Source organism: Thermosynechococcus sp. PKX95, from assembly GCF_031583295.1.
Taxonomy (GTDB): domain Bacteria; phylum Cyanobacteriota; class Cyanobacteriia; order Thermosynechococcales; family Thermosynechococcaceae; genus Thermosynechococcus.
The window spans coordinates 1,966,631-1,984,539 of sequence record NZ_CP134171.1 but is presented as its reverse complement, the minus strand read 5'-3'; the positions used below and the strand labels follow the sequence as shown (position 1 = coordinate 1,984,539).

Annotated in this window: 16 protein-coding genes; 7 read left to right on the top strand and 9 right to left on the bottom strand. The window is 55.0% G+C overall.

Translation table 11 applies throughout. The annotated features are described in order from the left end of the window. Window positions 1-285: 285 nt before the first annotated feature. A complete protein-coding gene (locus tag RHH81_RS09775; RefSeq protein ID WP_206200012.1) occupies window positions 286-1,119 on the top strand; it encodes an acyl-CoA desaturase in 834 nt (277 codons plus the stop codon). Between the two features lie 6 nt (window positions 1,120-1,125). Here the strand turns inward: RHH81_RS09775 and RHH81_RS09770 are convergent, their stop codons facing one another. Both RHH81_RS09770 and RHH81_RS09765 read right to left on the bottom strand, forming a co-directional pair. Further along, window positions 1,126-2,898, bottom strand: a complete 1,773-nt coding sequence (locus tag RHH81_RS09770; RefSeq protein WP_310742980.1) for a hypothetical protein — start codon at window positions 2,896-2,898, stop codon at window positions 1,126-1,128. Window positions 2,899-3,129: 231 nt separating this feature from the next. Continuing rightward, complete coding sequence (locus RHH81_RS09765; protein ID WP_206200010.1) at window positions 3,130-3,678, bottom strand: DUF1269 domain-containing protein; 549 nt, start codon at window positions 3,676-3,678, stop codon at window positions 3,130-3,132. A 141-nt stretch (window positions 3,679-3,819) separates the two neighbouring features. On the opposite strand from RHH81_RS09765, the gene RHH81_RS09760 reads away from it, so the two are divergent. Together RHH81_RS09760 and RHH81_RS09755 are read left to right on the top strand one after the other, a co-directional pair. Further along, window positions 3,820-4,212, top strand: a complete 393-nt coding sequence (locus tag RHH81_RS09760; protein ID WP_225901556.1) for a 2Fe-2S iron-sulfur cluster binding domain-containing protein — start codon at window positions 3,820-3,822, stop codon at window positions 4,210-4,212. 6 nt (window positions 4,213-4,218) lie between these two features. Then, a complete protein-coding gene (locus tag RHH81_RS09755) occupies window positions 4,219-5,070 on the top strand; it encodes an inositol monophosphatase family protein (RefSeq protein WP_206200009.1) in 852 nt (283 codons plus the stop codon). On the opposite strand, the gene RHH81_RS09750 is transcribed toward RHH81_RS09755, so the two are convergent. Both RHH81_RS09750 and RHH81_RS09745 read right to left on the bottom strand, forming a co-directional pair. Continuing rightward, window positions 5,067-5,792 (bottom strand): segregation/condensation protein A, encoded by a 726-nt coding sequence (locus RHH81_RS09750; protein WP_310742979.1) that lies wholly within the window; start codon window positions 5,790-5,792, stop codon window positions 5,067-5,069. The genes RHH81_RS09755 and RHH81_RS09750 overlap by 4 nt on opposite strands. Before the next feature lie 48 nt (window positions 5,793-5,840). After that, on the bottom strand, window positions 5,841-7,766 hold the full coding sequence (locus RHH81_RS09745; protein WP_206200007.1) for a DICT sensory domain-containing protein: 1,926 nt from the start codon (window positions 7,764-7,766) through the stop codon (window positions 5,841-5,843). A gap of 357 nt (window positions 7,767-8,123) precedes the next feature. Here RHH81_RS09745 and RHH81_RS09740 point away from each other — a divergent pair, with 357 nt between their 5' ends. Genes RHH81_RS09740 through RHH81_RS09730 form a run of 3 tightly spaced genes read left to right on the top strand, consistent with a single transcriptional unit; the run spans window position 8,124 to window position 10,721 of the window. Next, the gene (locus RHH81_RS09740) at window positions 8,124-9,833 is read left to right on the top strand and encodes an AarF/ABC1/UbiB kinase family protein (RefSeq protein WP_206200006.1); all 1,710 of its coding nucleotides are present in this window, start codon (window positions 8,124-8,126) and stop codon (window positions 9,831-9,833) included. Between the two features lie 54 nt (window positions 9,834-9,887). Further along, on the top strand, window positions 9,888-10,259 hold the full coding sequence (locus RHH81_RS09735) for a hypothetical protein (protein ID WP_149818994.1): 372 nt from the start codon (window positions 9,888-9,890) through the stop codon (window positions 10,257-10,259). 27 nt (window positions 10,260-10,286) lie between these two features. Beyond that, entirely contained in the window at window positions 10,287-10,721 is a 435-nt protein-coding gene (locus tag RHH81_RS09730) for a hypothetical protein (RefSeq protein ID WP_206200005.1), read from the top strand. Here RHH81_RS09730 and RHH81_RS09725 read toward each other — a convergent pair. The 3 genes from RHH81_RS09725 to RHH81_RS09715 are packed head-to-tail and all read right to left on the bottom strand — an operon-like array spanning window position 10,718 to window position 14,174. Further along, window positions 10,718-12,043 (bottom strand): (Fe-S)-binding protein, encoded by a 1,326-nt coding sequence (locus RHH81_RS09725; protein WP_206200004.1) that lies wholly within the window; start codon window positions 12,041-12,043, stop codon window positions 10,718-10,720. The two genes, RHH81_RS09730 and RHH81_RS09725, sit on opposite strands and share 4 nt — an antisense overlap. Window positions 12,044-12,063: 20 nt before the next feature. Next, window positions 12,064-13,311, bottom strand: a complete 1,248-nt coding sequence (locus tag RHH81_RS09720; protein ID WP_310742978.1) for an FAD-binding oxidoreductase — start codon at window positions 13,309-13,311, stop codon at window positions 12,064-12,066. Next, entirely contained in the window at window positions 13,308-14,174 is an 867-nt protein-coding gene (locus RHH81_RS09715; protein WP_302678181.1) for a response regulator, read from the bottom strand. The genes RHH81_RS09720 and RHH81_RS09715 overlap by 4 nt, the downstream gene beginning before the upstream one ends. Window positions 14,175-14,353: 179 nt before the next feature. Here RHH81_RS09715 and RHH81_RS09710 point away from each other — a divergent pair, with 179 nt between their 5' ends. Beyond that, complete coding sequence (locus RHH81_RS09710; protein WP_310742977.1) at window positions 14,354-15,181, top strand: DUF3598 family protein; 828 nt, start codon at window positions 14,354-14,356, stop codon at window positions 15,179-15,181. Here the strand turns inward: RHH81_RS09710 and lnt are convergent. Further along, complete coding sequence (gene lnt / locus RHH81_RS09705; RefSeq protein WP_310742976.1) at window positions 15,144-16,664, bottom strand: apolipoprotein N-acyltransferase; 1,521 nt, start codon at window positions 16,662-16,664, stop codon at window positions 15,144-15,146. The two genes, RHH81_RS09710 and lnt, sit on opposite strands and share 38 nt — an antisense overlap. Further along, the gene (locus RHH81_RS09700; RefSeq protein WP_310742975.1) at window positions 16,615-17,814 is read right to left on the bottom strand and encodes a DNA double-strand break repair nuclease NurA; all 1,200 of its coding nucleotides are present in this window, start codon (window positions 17,812-17,814) and stop codon (window positions 16,615-16,617) included. The genes lnt and RHH81_RS09700 overlap by 50 nt, the downstream gene beginning before the upstream one ends. Window positions 17,815-17,909 lie beyond the last annotated feature (95 nt).

The following is a 17,909-nucleotide window of genomic DNA, read 5'->3' as shown; positions in this document are numbered from 1 at the left end:
GCATGCCGGCAAGATACAAGCAGCGGTTAGAACCCGCCGAAACGATTGCGCAGTCATCCCCGTCGTAGGAATCTGCGGCTTTCAGGCCGGGGAGGAGGTCAAGTCTTCTCCAATCTCTGCTACGATGAAAGTAAGGGTTGGTTGTTTGCTCGTTAAACGTAGATTGTTTAGGAAGCCATTTCTCTAGGCATCTAGGTAAAAAGCAGTCGTAACCATCTTTGCTCTAAGGGAGCAGCCTACAGGGCTCAACTCCCCTGTGAGTTTGTCAATTTGTTCGAGAGTTTTATGACATCTGTTTCTTCGTTGCCTGCGCGCCCCCTGCGTCCCAATTGGGGGGTGATTTTTTTTATGGGCATTGTGCATTTGGGAGCGTTGCTGGCATTGGTACCGGGGCTGTTTTCTTGGCCGGCTGTGCTGTTGTGTGTTGTTCTCTATTGGGTGTCTGGAGGCCTTGGCATCACCCTAGGCTGGCATCGCCTGATCACCCATCGCAGTTTCCAGTGCCCGAAATGGCTGGAATACTTTTTTGGCTTTTGCGGCAGCTTGGCCTGTGAGGGTGGAATTATTGAATGGGTTGGCCTCCACCGTAATCACCACCTCCACTCCGATCAAGAACTGGATCAGCACAATTCCCAAAAGGGGTTTTGGTGGTCGCACATGGGTTGGATGCTCCAAGAAGTGCCCGCCAAGGCAGAGGTAGAACGCCTCACCAAGGACATTAACACTGATCCGGTGTATCGCTTTTTGAATCAGTACTTTGTGCCCATTCAAGTGGTTTTAGGGGTCTTGCTGTATCTGTGGGGGGGACTGCCCTTTGTGGTCTGGGGCATCTTTGTCCGCCTTGTGCTGGTGTATCACCTCACTTGGTTTGTCAATAGTGCCACCCATAAATTTGGCTACCGCACCTTTGAATCGGGCGATCGCTCCACAAATTGTTGGTGGGTTGCCCTGCTGACGTTTGGCGAAGGCTGGCACAACAACCACCACACCTACCCCCATTCGGCACGTCACGGTCTGCAATGGTGGGAATTTGATATTACGTGGATCACGATTCGGGCATTGCAAGCGATTGGTCTGGCCCAAAAGGTGCGGCTCGTGGAAGCCCCCACGAATCAGTAAAAGCCCTTAAAAGGGGTACTGGGGTTCCGCTTCTTGCCAAATGCGGATCAATTCCCTCGCCTCTGGGTAGAGGGGATGCGTGGGGGGGATGAGTTCGGCGGTGGCGATCGCCTGCTGGTTGTCCCGCCCCACCCAATAGCGCGCCTGCTCCAAGATATTATTGCCCCACTGCACAATCAACTGGTTGGCGGTGGCATAGACACTGGAGTTGGGGGAGATTTCTTGGGCAATGGCAATGGCAGCAGCAAAGTCGCGATCGCGCCCCCCTCGAGCACGGCGCTGGGCTTCATTCAGGCGAGCCATCTCCGGATCAAGCTGCCAGCTCACTGCTTCCGTTGCCACGGGGGGAAAGAGTTCTTTGAGGCGATTTTGAGCCGTTTCATAGAGGGCACGCTGGGGACGAATTCGCTCAAGGAGTTGGCGGGCTTGCAGCAGGGCTTCAGGGGTGCCTTGGCGGGCAAGGGCGTTGGCCTGATCGATCAGGGGTTGATCCTCAGCAATCTCGATTTGACGTTGCCACAGCCGTCGCTGATCGCGGATTTGGTCTTGGCGGTAGGGACTCGCGTCCGCCAAAGGAATGTTGAGGCGGTTGAGGGCAAGGTAGAGGCGATCCAGCGTGCCGCCACGGGCAATGGCTTGCGCTTCTGCGAGGGTTCGCAGTACCTGCAAATCTGTTTGCCAGCGCCGAATGGCCTGCTGGGCTTCAAAGTAGAGGGGGCGTTCTGCCGTAATCGTCCGCGCTTGGGCAATGGCTCGATCAATGTCCTGTCCCATCCCCGCTTGAGCAAATTCTTCCGCTGCGGCTAGCTTGGCTACATCCTCAGCGCTGCGGGCACTCCTGACATCACGGGGAATTAAACCAGCAATGCGCCTTGCCTCTTGGGGGTCATAGCGATTCAGAGCCGCCACTGCTGATGCAAGTAACTGTTCACCCAACTCATTGAGCAATCGCCGCGCACCGGGATAAATATCACTGGTGGGGGGAATTCGCCGCACAATTGCAATGGCAGCGGCCAAGTTATCGGCTCCCCCCTGTGCCACGAGGGCACGGGCTTCATCCAACTGCCGATCTTCCCGTTGGGCACGGATAATCCGCTCATTAAAGGCGCCAAACTGATCCTGTGCCCAATAACGACAGGCAACAAATTGCAACTGGAGCGAGATTTGAAAAGCTTCTCGCCATTCGAGGTTTTTTAGGGCGGCTTCGGCGCGCTGGTAGATGCTCTCCCCCTCTTGCCAAATTTCCTGCCAGCGTTGAATGCGTTCTTCCACCTTGGTATAGGCTTGGACATCCCGAGGAATCCACCGCGCAAAGGCGATCGCCCGATGTAATTGCCCCTCATGAAAGGCTACCTCTGCCAAGGCCAAAACCTGATCTGACCACGCTTCTAGGCGGCGATTAATCTCAGGGGCAAGGGGATGATCGCGAGGCAAGTCATCAATGAGATCAATGGCATGGAGCAAATCTTCAAGGGTGTGTCGCTCCGCCGCTTGTTGGGCGCAGTAGAGGCGAAAGGAGGCCGATGCCAAAGGCCAAAGGACAAAATCACAATTGCCGGGAGTCGTCGGTTGCCGCAGCAGCAGCCACAGGGATAGCCCGGAAATCCCGACGGAGGTGAGGAGGGAGAGGCTGGCCACCACTTGCCAGTGTTGCAACCAAGGTAAGCAGGCATACCACTGCTTTTGGACAAGGGGGACTAGACGATTGAGTTGGCGCGATCGCCCACCAAAGCGTTTTAAGATCGCGATCACTGCGGTTGATTTAGTTTGATCCTGCACCGTCTCCCACTCCCCAACACTCCCTATTGGCATCCCTAACTGTGAGCACAATGCCCAGTGACAGCCCTTTTCTTAGGCGTTAAGGAACTGAAATGTTCCCGACACTCACTTGCGCAGTGTTGCCTGGGTTCCATCCTTGGGAAAAGGGCTGTACCTAGGGAATGGCCGAGCCTTTCAAAATTATCCTAATCAATTTAGAGCGAGAGCTAGACCCAAGACAAACTCAACAAACTAACTGTTCGCCGTTTCACTGGGGGTTGTCGCTTCGCTCGGGGCAGGCGATTGGGAGGCCAGATTGCCTCGGTTAAGGGCTTCTTGCAACTTGGCTTCATCCTCTTTTGACAGGGAGGTGCGCAGGACTTTACCGCCAAAGGGAGCAATTTCCTCAAGGACTTTGTCGGGTGTGGCTTGACGCACCAACGTAAAGATGGCCGAGCTGCCGGGGGCAATGGTTTGTCCCAATTCCTTGATGAAATTATCGTCAATGCCAATATCGGTAAATTTGCCGGAAATCGCCCCGGCCACAAGACCCGCAGCCCAGCCCAAGAGGGGATTGAAGAACAATAGACCAATGAGCAGCCCCCAAAAGCCACCGCCAAGGGCCCCCTGGAGGGTCAAATCCTGAGTCTGGTTGATTTTAACCTTGCCATCTTTGGTGCGCACGACAACAGCCGCGTCCTCAAGGTCAATGAGATGCTCACGCTGGAGTTTTAATAGCTGGATTAATACTTCGTTCGCCTTGTACTCATCATCAAACGCAATGACCACTAAGGTACTCATAACTTTAGGTCTCCCTACGAATGTGGGCCATAGAACCGCTCCTACCCTAGCATTGTCATTAGCAGGTTGGGATTGCGGTATTGTAGCTAAGGGACGAAGCAAGGTCTTTGACAGCCCTTTTCACGGTAAGATAGCGAGACCATGAGCACGCCACAAACCTACACTGTGACCATTCACGTGCGTCCCCTCAAGCCGGGGGATCCACCCACGCGGACGTACACAATTACTGTTCCGAGCGATCGCTATATCCTGCAATACGCTGAGAGCCAAGGCCTTGAGTTGCCCTTTTCCTGTCGTAACGGTGCCTGTACTACCTGTGCCGTGCGCATTCTCTCTGGCCATGTCTATCAACCTGAAGCCATGGGACTCTCCCCCGCCCTGCAAGCCCAAGGCTATGCCCTCTTGTGTGTCAGCTATGCCCGCTCTGACCTTGAGGTAGAAACCCAAGATGAAGATGAGGTCTATGAGCTGCAATTTGGCCGCTACTTTGGCAAGGGACGGGTACAGCTGGGGCTGCCCCTCGATGAGGACTAGTGATCCATGACAGCTGTGAGTTGCCCACTGCCGGCGAGTGAGCGACAGCGCTATTTAGAAATTGCCACGGAGGCAGCCTTGGCGGGGGGCGCTGTCCTGCAGCACTATTGGGGCAAACTGAGTGAGATTGAGGAAAAGGGGCGCTCTGGTGACCTCGTCACGGTGGCCGATCGCCAGTCAGAAGCAGCGGTACTGGATGTCATTCATCGCCATTGTCCAGACCATGCGGTGCTCGCGGAGGAATCGGGTCTTTCGGGACTGAAGGATAATCCATTTCTGTGGGCGATTGATCCTCTGGATGGCACCACCAACTATGCCCATCAATACCCCTTTAGTGCGGTATCGGTGGCTCTCTTAGTAGAGGGAGAACCCCACATTGGTGTCGTCTATGATCCCTTTCATCGCGAACTGTTTCGGGCTGCTACAGGCCTCGGTGCCACCCGCGATCGCCAGCCCATTCAGGTTTCCACCACCGCAGAACTGAGTCATAGCCTTTTGGTCACGGGCTTTGCCTACGATCGCCGTGAAACCGAAGACAACAACTATGCGGAATTTTGCTATCTCACCCATCTCAGCCAAGGGGTACGGCGGGGCGGAGCGGCAGCCATTGACTTGGCCTACATTGCCTGTGGTCGCCTTGATGGTTATTGGGAACGGGGTCTCTCCCCTTGGGACTTGGCCGCTGGTGTAGTCCTTGTTCGTGAAGCTGGGGGCGTCGTCACTGCCTACGATCAATCCCCTTTTCAACTGACATCAGGGCGGATTTTAGCGACGAATGGGTATCTCCACACTGCCCTGAGTGAGGCACTCCTGCGGGTAAAACCCTTGGGCTTTTCGTTTCTGCCAGAGGGAGGTTAGGCCTCTAGGCGTATCGCTTCAGCTAAACACGTCCGTACCTGTAGGGGTTGATAGAAATTCGTTTGTTGGAGATCCACCTTAGACTGGGCAGCGAGGAATAGCAGCGCCCAAAAGACCCCCACAGGATCGGGTTTGCGCTGCAGTAGCACTTGGAAGTCTAGCCATGTCCCTTCGGGAGCCATTTCTCCGAGGAGACTTTCTACTTCATTAGCTATCTCCGTCAGGTTTTCTTGGTGCGCCAGTTGGGTAATTGCCTTGAGGGTTGTGGGACAGCGACGCCGCCGCGGTTGATGCGGCCGCAGCACCTTTGCACGGTCGTTCTGAACTGCCATGGTTTTCAGGTGGGCAATCAATTCCTCAAGGGTGACGCGGCGCCGTTGTTGGGGGGGAGCCACGGGGCGACGATGCAAATGCTGCTCTAGGGCATGGGGCAAGACCACAAAGGACTGGTTTTCACTGATCTCTGGCGGTTCTGGGAATTCTGTTTCCTCGGGCATCGGTTCAGCAACTGCAACTAGGCGATCGCTCTTCAGGAGCACCAGCATCGCTGCATACAAAAAGGCCTGCCCTGATTCACTGAGATTGGGTTCCCCCCGCCGTGTCAACTCCGCCAAACAGCGATCGAAGACCTCAATCACTTGAATATCCCAAGGGTCAATTTCCCCCCGCTCAGCCAAGTCAATCAAAATGTCAATCGCGGTATCGGCAAAGGATTGGCTCATGGTTGGCTGCCCACTCGTTGTTGTCTATCTTAGGAGGCTTGGCAGCCCCTATCCAGAAAAAGGCTCAGCAATGGGAATCGTAAAGTGAAACTCACTACCGCGATCGCGCCCCGCCGACTCCGCCCAAATTTGCCCCCCCAAATTGGTAATGATCTGGCGACAGATCGCGAGACCCAAGCCCGTCCCACCCGCAGAGCGCCGCAGTGCTCCCTCCTCCTGATAAAAGCGATCAAAAATCGTTTCCAAGCGATCCGGCTCAATACCGCGCCCCGTATCGGCAACCGTCACTTCCAATAGACCATCGGGACGAGGCTTGGCAGCAATGGAAACCTGACCCGACTGTTCCGTAAACTTGCAGGCATTATCGAGTAGCTTCGAGAGCACCTCCACTAGCCATTCGCCATCTGCTCGGATCAAGGGCAATTCCTTGGGCAAGACTGTGCGAATGGTCGGTAGTTGATCCTTGGGGGTGCGCAGACTACTGAGGGCTAGGTCCACCAGTTCTTGGAGGGGGAGGGGTTCCGGTCGCCACTGCACCCGGCCACTTTCCAACTGCGAGAGGGTGAGGAAGTCCTGAATCAGTTTCCGCATGCGCTCGGCATCAGCGAGAGCCGTACTCAACATCACCTGCCGCAGTTCTGGATCCATATCGGGTTCACTCGCTAGACTTTCGAGGCAGACTTGAATAGTCGAAAGGGGCGTGCGCAGTTCATGACCCGTAATTGCAATGAGATTACTGCGGGTGCGATCTAAGGCCTCCAGTTGCGCGTTGAGTTCCTCCAGATCTGCGTAGGCCTCCGCCTGAATCAGGGCAACCCCCACTTGGGTGGCGATCGCCTCCACTAATTCTGCGTCCATATCGTGCCACGGCAGCGGTTCGCCTCGGTGGAGTTCAACAATGCCCAACAGCCGCCCTTGATAGAGAACAGGTGCCAGTAGGAGGGCTTTGACGCCGGCGGCCTCGAGGGGTTTGAAACGGGTCGCCTCGTAGTGGGGATCGGCGGCTACGTCATCCACCTGAATCACCTGCTGATGCGCCAGTGCCTGCTGGGTGTAGGGGTGTTCACTCACGGGCCAATACTGGTACTGCAATGGCAGTAGGGCACCGCTGGTGTACTCGTGCTCAATGCGCACGCGAGTATCGGTACTGCGGCAACGGTAAATGAGACAGCGATCGCCCTTGAGGGCTTCCCCTAGTTCTGCCACCGCACGAGTGAGAATTTCTGTGGGATTAAGGGAGTTGCGAATCGCCGTGGTAATTGCATTGGTGAGGCGTTCCTTGCGCTCTTGAATGGCAATTTGGCGGTAGGCCTTGATTTGCTTGTACTGGCCAGCTTGGAGATAGGTCACTAGGCGATCGGCAAAGGGGGCAGGATCACTATTGCACCCCGCCACTTGGCGATAGGTCTCAACCCATGCCAGACCTTCCTTGAGTTTCTCCTTCAGTTCAGGGCGGTACTCCCGAATACGGTTGAGGAGGATTTCAGCGGTTGTCGCTGCCACCTGCCGATCAAAGGTCCAAATGCCCTCAAAACGACGCGCCGCATCCATCGGCGGCAACACATCCAAGCGCTGGGCAGGCGATCGCTGGACTTCGCGGCAGACCAAGCAAGTGCTGTAATTTTTGCCCAAGACGGTCAAATGCCATTCTTGACTGAGGGCATCGGCGGGATCAAAGGCAACCGTTTCATAGTCTCCCGAGCAGTTCTTAAACTCGGTTTCCGGGGCAGCCAAAACGTAAACGTGGTGGGACTTGGTGGCAATACGGCGGTAGCGATGGGCTTCTTGGCGATAAAAGCGTTCCCGCTGAAAGCAGGCAATAATAATCGGCGCATCCTCATTGGCCAAAACCTGATCCTCCATTGCATGGGAAAGCGCCGTCAGCGATGTCTTGAAGTACAGTTGCGATCGCAAGCGAGGCAACCGCGCCAACAACTCCTCAAGAACAGATGTGGCAATGATCCTGCTGGCCATGGAAGGGTGTGAATAAGAAGATGCCCTACGGTACCATTATCGGCAAATCCGCACCAGCGAACCTATTGAAATTCAGTTCGAGCGGCTGTACCTAAGTCAACCAACGGCTGAATTGCTGGAACCTTCAATCTTAAACTTTTGTTAAGAATTTTATTGATCGGCAGGGCTTATGTGTAGTTTTCTATACTATATTTAAGCAAACCTCAAAAGATCAGCTCCTCTAGCACCGGGGATCAACAAAATCCTCATCATTGCAATGGTTGCTTACAGTGTTCCCAAAAGCGCTCCGTGGAAACACCCATGGCAAAGCAAGAGGGGTGTAGTAAGTTGGGTTTCAGAGAATAAGGTGAAAAAGCTGTGACTGCCCGTATTTCTGCTGTCCCTAGTGCTGGTCATCGTCGGTATGATCCTGAGGCGATCGCCCGCTACTACTGGCGACATCCTTGGCGAGTTATCTGGCGGTTCCTGAACATTGCGGTCTCTTTCCTAACATTTTGGCTGTTATTGCAGTGGGACAAGTGGTTAGGGCAACAGGAAAGTCAGCGTCCCCTGCGGGCAATGCAACTGCGCAAACTCCTAATCCGTTTAGGCCCAACCTTCATTAAAGTCGGTCAAGCCCTCTCCACTCGCCCCGATTTGATTTGTCCCGACTACCTCGAAGAACTGACGCTCCTTCAGGACAAATTGCCCCCCTTTGCCAATGAGATTGCTATTGCCATTATTGAGCGAGATCTGCGCTTAAACCTAGGGGATATTTTTGCCGAATTCTCACCCCAACCGGTGGCCGCCGCCAGTCTCGGCCAAGTCTATCGAGCCAAACTCCACAGTGGTGAAGAAGTGGCCGTCAAGGTGCAGCGTCCCAACCTTTTGCCCGTGATTACCCGCGATCTCTTCTTGATTCGCCTTTTGGTGCAGTGGGTCAAGCCTTGGCTACCGATTAACCTCTGCCATGATTTGCGAGACATTGTCGATGAATTTGGCCGCAAGCTCTACGAGGAAATTGACTACCTCAATGAAGGGCGCAATGCCGAGAAATTTGCTGCCAACTTCCACGATGATCCCACGGTCAAGGTACCGAAAATCTATTGGGAATACACCACGGAGCACGTGCTTACGCTGGAGTGGATCCATGGCATTAAACTCACCCGTACGGATTGTATGGTGGCGGCGGGCGTCAATCCCGATGAGCTGATCCGTGTTGGCGTGATTTCTGGTTTGCGGCAACTCTTGGAATTTGGCTTTTTCCATGCGGATCCGCATCCGGGGAATCTGTTCGCCATGCCCGATGGCCGTATGGCCTACATTGACTTCGGCATGATGGATCAACTGGAGGAGAGCACTAAAGAATCCTTGGTGGATGCCGTCGTTCATTTGGTGAACAAGGACTATCAAGCCTTGGCGACGGACTTTGTCAAACTGGGCTTTTTGACCCCGGAAACGGATATTACGCCGATTATCCCTGCCCTTGAGTCGGTCTTTGAAGAGGTGATTGGCTCCAGTGTGCGGGAATTCAACTTCAAAGTGATCACCGATCGCTTCTCCGAGTTGATGTATGCCTACCCCTTCCGGGTTCCCGCTAAGTTTGCCCTGATCATTCGCTCTCTAGTCACCCAAGAGGGCATTGCCCTGTGTCTCAACCCTAACTTCCGCATTGTTGATGTCAGCTATCCCTATGTGGCACGGCGTCTGCTGCAAGGAGAATCGCCCCAACTGCGGCGACGGTTATTGGATGTCCTCTTCAAGGATGGTCGTCTGCAGTGGCAACGCCTGGAAAACCTAATTGCGATCGCCCGGCAGGATCAGCACTTTAACCTCGCGCCAACCGCCACCTTGGGCTTGCAGTATCTCTTTTCTGAGGAGGGGCAGTACCTGCGGCGGCAAATTGTGCTAGCGTTAACCGAAGATGACCGTCTCCACACCGAAGAGGTGCAACGCCTTTGGAATTTGGTCAAGTCTGATCTGCGTCCGCTCTTCTTGATTGATGTGGCATGGGAAGCCCTCAAGGCCTCTGTCTCCCACACGCTCGGTAAAGAAGAAGACAGCAATTCCTTGGTGGTGGCCAGCTAAGGGTTGGCAGCGGTTATCAACGTTCCTGAGTGTCCAAGAAGGATTAGGTATCCCGTGTTTGATCCACCCATTGTCTTGCTACTGGCGGGTATTTTTATGGGGTTGACCAGTGGTAAAGCATTTGAAGCCACCCTCAAGCAGAGTGTCCAAGAATGGAACCGCAGTCGTTCCACCCGTGTTCTGAGTCAATTGCGCGGCCCCCAACTTCAGTTGCCCTACTTGGGGATTTCCATTGGTATCTGGCTCTTCCTGATGGCGGGATTGTGGACCTATGGCTTTGGTGCAGGGCTGAGTATGGTCATTGCCTTTGTGCTGACGATCGCCACCGCCCTTTTGGTGTGGTATCAACTGGGGAAAGTGCTGACCATTTTAAGTACGGGTGGCTCCCGTGCCCTTGATCTCGATGCCCTTGAGGCCAAGGAATAGTTTTTTATAACTCCTAAAGGAGGCGTTGTGGATTTACTGACCCAAGTGGATGAACTGATTGCCAACGCCCCCGATGACCCTGCGACTGTGGCGGCGGTACAGGCGATCGCCCCCATTCTCTACGAGGAAGCCCAGCGCTACGGGCAAACGGTTTACTACGTCCTGCAAACTCCCGATGGTCAGTGGCAGGTGATTACCCTTGAGGAACAGCAGCCCCCCCACCAGCAAAAAAATGTGATCCACGCCTACGGTAGTGAAGCCATGGCTCAAGAGGCCTGTGATGAACAAGTGATCCCAGTGCCCATGCCAATTATTCCCCTTTTGTTTCAACTGTTGGCGGCAGAGCCAGTGGATAGCCTGATGATCCTTGAGGCGGATGGCGAACGAGGCTGGGAAGTGGGGCGAGAATGGTTACTAGCTCAAGTGCGCGCAATCCTCAGTGCTCCCCCGGATATGGCCTAGGACGGAAGCTGCTCACCACGAATCGCCAAGTCTAGCAGTTGCATCGGGTGGTAAATGGGCACGGAGCTACTCTGCTCTTGGAGATACTGCCGCAATTGCACGGTGCAGCCCACATTGGCTGAGACAATGACATCAGGGCGAGTATTCAGCAGGTTGCGTACCTTTTGGCGTCCCAATTCCGCTGCGACATCGGGTTGAAGAATGTTGTAAACCCCGGCACTGCCACAGCACAGGGCTGCATCGAGGGGTTCGCGCAGTTGCACTTGGGGAATTTGTCGCAGCAGTTGCCGCGGTTCAAGGCGAATTTTTTGGCCGTGGATCATGTGGCAGGCATCTTGATAGACCAAGGCCAAGGGGCGATCGCCCAAGGGGTGGAGCGGTGTCACCAAGCCCTGTTTGACCAAAAAGACCTGCACATCCTCCACCTTTTGCACAAAGTCACGGGCGCGATCGCGGTACTCTGGATCGGCAGCCAAAAGGCGATGATATTCCTTGAGGGTGTGGCCACAACCCGAGGCATTGATTAAAACCGCATCCACATGAGCGGCAGTAAAACAATTAATCATCTGGCGAGCAAGGGTTTGCGCCTGATCCTCTTCCCCTTGATGATGGGGCAGGGCACCACAGCATCCCTGTTGCGGCGGCAGCACCACCTCAAAGCCATTGGCACTTAAGACGGAGATCGTGGCTTCATTCACTTCCGGCAAAAAGAGCCGTTGGACACAGCCCAGAATCACCCCCACGCGGCCACGCTGTTTCCCTTGGGCAGGCACCACTTCAGGCCAGCGATCGCGAAATGTTTTGGCTGAAAGGGGCGGTAGCATTTGATACATGGCCGCAAGGGACTTGGGCAAGAGCCGTTTCAGGAGTCCCAGCCGCTTTTCGAGATTGGCCAAGCCGAGTTTTTGGTAGAGCCAGAGCGGCCACAGGAGGGCACGCAGCCGTTGGGGATAGGGCAGCGTTTGGAAAATCAACTGCCGCAACCAGCGATCGCCCACGGGCCGCTGATAATGGCGCTGCACTTGAACCCGCGTGGCAGCAATCAACTTATCGTACTCAACCCCCGATGGACAGGTGGTGACGCAGGCCAAGCAACCCAAACAGGAGTCAAAGTGCTGTACGACATCCGCCAGTTGCACCTGTTCCTCATGAATGGCATCCATGAGATAGATACGACCCCGCGGAGAGTCCATTTCCGTCCCCAGTACCCGATAGCTAGGACAGGTGGATAGGCAAAACCCGCAGTGGACACAGGCATCAATCAGGTGTGGATCAGGAGGCGACTGCGCATCAAAGCCAGCCACAGGATCAGTTGCAGTCATTCGTAAGTATTGAAACTTGTCTAGAGATTGCCGACAAAAACGCCAGTGCCAAAGACACCCGTTGCATCCAATTGTTGCTTAAGATTCCGCATCAATTCAAGGGCGTTGCCGCGATAGTCCCAAGGATCGAGTTGCTGCTTGAGGTTCAGGGGGGCGGCTAAGACGGTGACATAGCCCCGTGGTAGCCCTTGGCGCAGCCTGAGAATGAGTTGACGGAGATGCTCCTCCTGTCCGTGGAGATAGGCGTAACCGACCCCTGCACTCATTTCGCCTCGGCACTCGCAGGCCAATTCCCTTGCCAACTGCTGAAGCTGGGTGAGAGCGGGCAACATTTCGCTTAGAGGCACACCGATTTTGAGAGTCACTTGATCGGGGGTGGGGTTGAGGGTAATGCCTAGAGGGGCTTGGGGTTCCAGTTGCAGATTATGGGTCTGGGCAATCTGACTCAGGCGATCGCCCAACGTACCCGCAGCAATCACTTCCCGCAGGGTATGGAATTCCAATTCCAACAGCAGCGTCCCCCGTGGTTCAAGGCGCAACACACACCGCGCCGGCGCAAGGGAACTCGTCAAAATCACCTCAAGTCCCTTGGCCAAAGCAGAGACTTCCCCCCGCAACTGCCAGATTTGTACCGCATCTGGCAGAGGATACACCCGCAGCGTCACCTCTGTCAGAATCCCCAGTGTGCCATAGCTGCCGATCAGGAGTTTCATCAGGTCGTAGCCGGCAACATTTTTGACCACCCGCCCTCCCGCTTTGACGATTTGGCCATCACTGCGAATGAACTTCACCCCCAACAATTGATCGCGCCATGACCCATACCGCTGCCGTAGTGTGCCATTGCTTTGGGTGGCCAAGCAGCCGCCAAGGGTGGCCGTTTCTCGAAAGAGGGGATCTGCGGCAATCCACTGTCCTGCGGGTGCTAGGTGGTGCTGGAGCTGCTGAAAGGGAATACCCACTTGGGTGGTGACGGTCATATCGGCAGCCGCATGATCAATGAGCTTCTGCCACGCCGTTGTCCGCAGAAAAATATCTGCCTTGGGGGTGTTCCCGAGCCAATTGAGTTTGGTGCCTGCTCCAATGGGCAACACTCGCCAGCCTTGGTGCCGGGCACAGGCAATCACTTCTGCCCCCGCTTCTGGGGTGGGGGGAGTCAGCAGCAGGGCTCGCTCAGGAAGGTAGGGGCGCAGGTGGGGGGCGCGATCGCCCAATTCAGCAAGGGAGTGAACCGCTGCATCCCCCAACAGTGCGCTCAGTGTGCGTTTCATGGATTACGGGTGGGCAGTTCAAAAACAAACCCTTCGTAGTATAAAAGTTGACCGTCCTCACTTTTGACCGGGCGGGCGCATTCGCAAATGGTGGTGATTGTTTGATCCGCGCGATACACCTTGGAAACCAAGTTGCGCACAAAGCCACGAGTTTCAATTTGTTGTTGGAATTTTTGCCAACTGCTGTCATCCACATAGGGTCGCTGGTTGTGGTGTTCAAGATCCGCTAGCCAATCTTCGGCATCGGCATAGCCATAGATGCGTGCCAAGGCATTGTTGACTTTGAAGTAAACCCCCTCGGGCGAACTTTGGTAAATCCCGACCACGGCTTCCTCAAACATCTGCCGATACTGTTCTTGCGCTGCTTGCAATGAGGCAACCAAGTCGCGCCGCTCCTCGACAATTTCCTGCAACTGCTGGTTTTGCTTTTGCAAGAGGGCATTTTTTTGCCGCAGCTTCCGCTGTAGGAGAGCGATCGTCAACTGATTTTTTACCCGTGCCAGCACCTCCGCCTGCTGAAAGGGTTTGGTGATGTAGTCGGCGCCGCCAATCTCAAAGGCCTTGACCTTGTCAAAGACATCATCGAGGGCACTAATGAAAATAATGGGGATATGCTTGGTCTTGGGATTCTCCTTCAGGGTTTGACAGACCTCGTAGCCATTCATATCAGGCATCATGATGTCCAAGAGAATGACATCCGGGGGTTCGGCCTCAATCCCCATGAGCGCCATTTGGCCACTAATGGCACCGCGCACATCGTAGCCTTCCAGTTGCAGCAGCGTTGTGAGAACTTCAACATTTTCGGGGGTATCATCGACAATTAAAATGCGACCAGCCCCTGAATCAAAGAGGTCGGTGGTCATGCACGGGTCTCCCAATGGCGATCGTTTGTCAGCGCCCTGACACTCCCCATCCTATCAAAGTTTTTTCTGAGCGCCGGCGATCGCCGGCCACTTCCCAATTGGCAAGATCTCCAATACTTTATTTTTCTATAGTCATGATGATGGTGGCACACAGCGGTAAAGATAATCAAGGATAATCAATGACAACAAATTGGGAAAATTTTCGCAAAAACCTTGGGGAATGGCATGGCTCCTTTACGGCGATCAGCCCTACGGGAGACGTGGGAGCGTCAGTGCCCTCGATTTTGATCCTTGCCGATACTGCTGACGGTCAACGGGTGCGCTTTGAACTGCGACGCTTTGGTAATGGCCTTGACCAGCCCCCTACGAGTGAAACGGTGCAGGAGTATGCCACCATTGGCCGCCAAAATGTCTTTTTTCCGACGGGGGCTTTTTCTAAGGGATCGTTGCAGGTGGCGCCCTTTGCCGAGTTTGGTGCGGAGTATGGCTTTGTCATGGGCGATCGCCGACTGCGGTTTGTCCAACTCTTTGACAAAAATCAGCACCTCCAATCCATGACTCTGATTCGCGAGTTTCGTGCCCACAGTAACGCCGTTGAACGTCCTCCCTTAACCGTGGATCAACTCCTAGGGGAATGGCGCGGTACCGCCTACACCGTCTATGCCGACTGGCGATCGCCCACGGAAACCCCGACCCAGCTGAGCCTTTGGCGCGAGGGCGATCGGCTCTACCAACTGCTGCAAACCCCCGACCACGAGGTGAAAACAACGGCCACAATTGCTGGGTCGCGCCTACTCTTTACGGATACGGATCAACCCAAGCAGCTTTTGTTGCTCCCCGACGGTACCTCTAGCCTAACCCCCTTGCAGGTGTCCTTTCGTCACCCCTTTTTTGTGGAGGTGGGCTGGTTGTGGGCAGAGGGGCAGCGGCAACGCCTCATTCGCACCTATGGCGATCGCGGCGAATGGGTCAGTGCGACACTCGTTGTCGAAGAACGGATAAGCTAAGCATCCCCAGCAAGAGGGGTAGCAACCAATCCCCATAGCGAGTGTAGAGGGTCTGGGTTTGCCGCCGCAAAATCGTTGCCGCATGAATCACAAACTCATCAGCATTGGAGAGCCAAACAGTTTCCCCCGTAGGCGCAATCACCGCAGAAAGGCCCGTATTCGTGGAGCGCACGAGCCAGCGATCGCCCTCGACGGCACGCAACACATCATGGCCATGGTGCTGGGTCATCAGTTGGCGACGGTAGGGATCATTGTTGGCAACACTGAGGATAAACTGCCCCCCATGAACCAGTTGCCAGCGGCTGCGGTGGGAAAAGGCAGATTCAAAGCAAATCAGGACAACGGCCTTGCCCCAAGGGGTGGTAAAGACCTGATCAGGGTTCCCCGGCAGGAGGCGCGATCGCAACGTGGATAACCGCTGTACTACCCCCGCCAGCCAATCGGGAATATATTCCCCCAAAAGAACAAGGTTGACTTTGTTGTAGCGACTGTAAATCTCCCCCTGCCCATCGAGGGTCAGGAGCACCTGATGATGCCCCCCTAGCGTCTCCATGAATGTCCCTAACCACAGGGGAACCCCTGCCTCGCGAACAGCGCTGGTGATGGGATTGACTTGGTGTGGTTGCCACAAAATCGGCAGTGCCCCTTCCGGAGTCAAGACGGCATCAACCCCTAGAGCCACCAGTTGGCGATAGCCACGGGGATAGTCCTGCCAAGCGCGGCGGATACCCTCTGGCGTGAGCTTTTCCCGTGTCGGGATATTGCCTTGGATCAAACCCACCCGTAGGGGTTCCCCTTGATCCGCCATGACCCTAGCGCCTAAAACAGCATTGAGGGCGATCGCCCCCAAAAGAGTAACAACGAGCCATCGCTTTGCCCATGTGTGCCGCCGCAGACTGAGGGTGACCAAGCCATTCAGTGTCATCACGACTGCCGTAATCGTGGTGGGTCCCGCCAGACGACCCAGTTGAAGGAGTCCCGCTGGACTTTGGGTCAGGGATAAACTAATCCACCACAGGGGCGAATAGCTCCAGAGGGCTTCAAGGGCACACCAAAGGGTGACACCCCACAGAAGTTGCCAAGGGGCGGATCGCCGCACCCCATAGCGTGCCATCAAAAAGGCCCAACTCCCACTGAGGGCGGCGCCCCAACCACTCAGGAAAAGCCAAATCCCCCGCGAGATCAACCAACTGGACACTGGCGCAATGCCAATCCACGTCAGGGGATGCAAATCCCACACCCAGACTAAGCTACTGCCGTAGAACCCTAGTCCCCAACACAGGCCGGCGATCGCTGCCCACAGTGGCGATAAAACCTGACACTGCCACCACAGGGGCACAATTCCTATGAAGGCCAAGAACCACCCGCTTACTGGCGGTAGCGCCAACTGCGTTCCCCAGCCCGCGATGCCTAAACCAACACACAGCAGCCACCTAGGCAATACTTTGGCGTTTGCGTTGCTCTTTGGGGGAAGGAGCCACATGCCAGTGTCCTGCTTTAATCAGTTCCCGTTCCAGTAAAGCAAAAAAGCGTTGGCGATCGCTGCCGCGCACAACGGCTAAATTGTGGGCTTCTGCTAATGCCACGGGGTAACCCCGCCCTTTTTCAATTTGTGCTGCCGTCAACGCAACTGCCTGTTGCCACAGGTCTGCATCCCGCGCCACCCATTGAGGAACTTCCAAACGCACCACTTCCGAGCCACCGTGGAGATAGGCAACGTAGATCTGATGTTCACCGTAATGTTCCAGAATGCGACTGCGGCTCCGCCAGAGGGGACTATACTGTTGCGGTGCCAAGTGTGCTTGCCAGAGGAGCACATCCCGCAGGGGATCAAAGACTTGACAAGGGGGGCGATCGCGAGTCGCCTCGAGGCCAGTCTGACTTGTCTGACCACAGTGGAGGGCACAGTTGGGTTCAGGGTAAGGGCAAACCCCCAAGCGCAGAAAATTCACCGTTTCATGACTGCGGGAGGCGCTGACATAGCCCACCAAGGGAATTCGCTTCGCGCGCAATTCATCCCAAGCAGCTAAGATGGGCGTCAACAATTCCTCACGCACCATTGGCGGCAGTGATTCCCACGCCCAGAAGATGAGTGAACCATCCACGAGTGCTAGGCTGGGGGCTTTCTTGTTTTGCGTTTGAATGAGTTCAACAAGGGCAAGAATTTCCGCTTGAGTGCGGCGGTAGCGTAACCAATCCTCTATGGTGAGTCCCCAGCCCCGCGATCGCCCCAATTCATCGGGGTCATAAACCAACTGCGGCACACTATCTAAATGGGGGCGTTGCCCTTGACCGTAGGCGATCGCCACCCGTCCCACATTAATCAAATAGCAATAGGCAATTTCGTGGTGACTGGGGGCAATTTGCGAGCCATCGGTGGCAAAAATTGTGTGTGACCTTGGGGCAGGGGGGACAGCGTGCTTCACCGTCAGGGATTCAATGGGTTCAGCAGCATTAAAGGGAAAGGACTCGCCCCACGCTTGGATGGCTTGGCGATAGTGCTCTAAATTTTCTGCCATCGCTGTCAACACTTCGAGGGCACGGGCTTGTTTTTGTTGGCTGGCGATCGCCCCTTGGCGGATCACTTGACCCACCGTTCCCATTTGAGCAGCCACTTTGACGAAGTCCAACACTGTTTTCGTATCTGGAGATACAGCTGTCCTGAAGACCTGCTCCAATACTAAATCTAAACAACATCTCAATAATTGCTCATGGGTACTGAGTTACA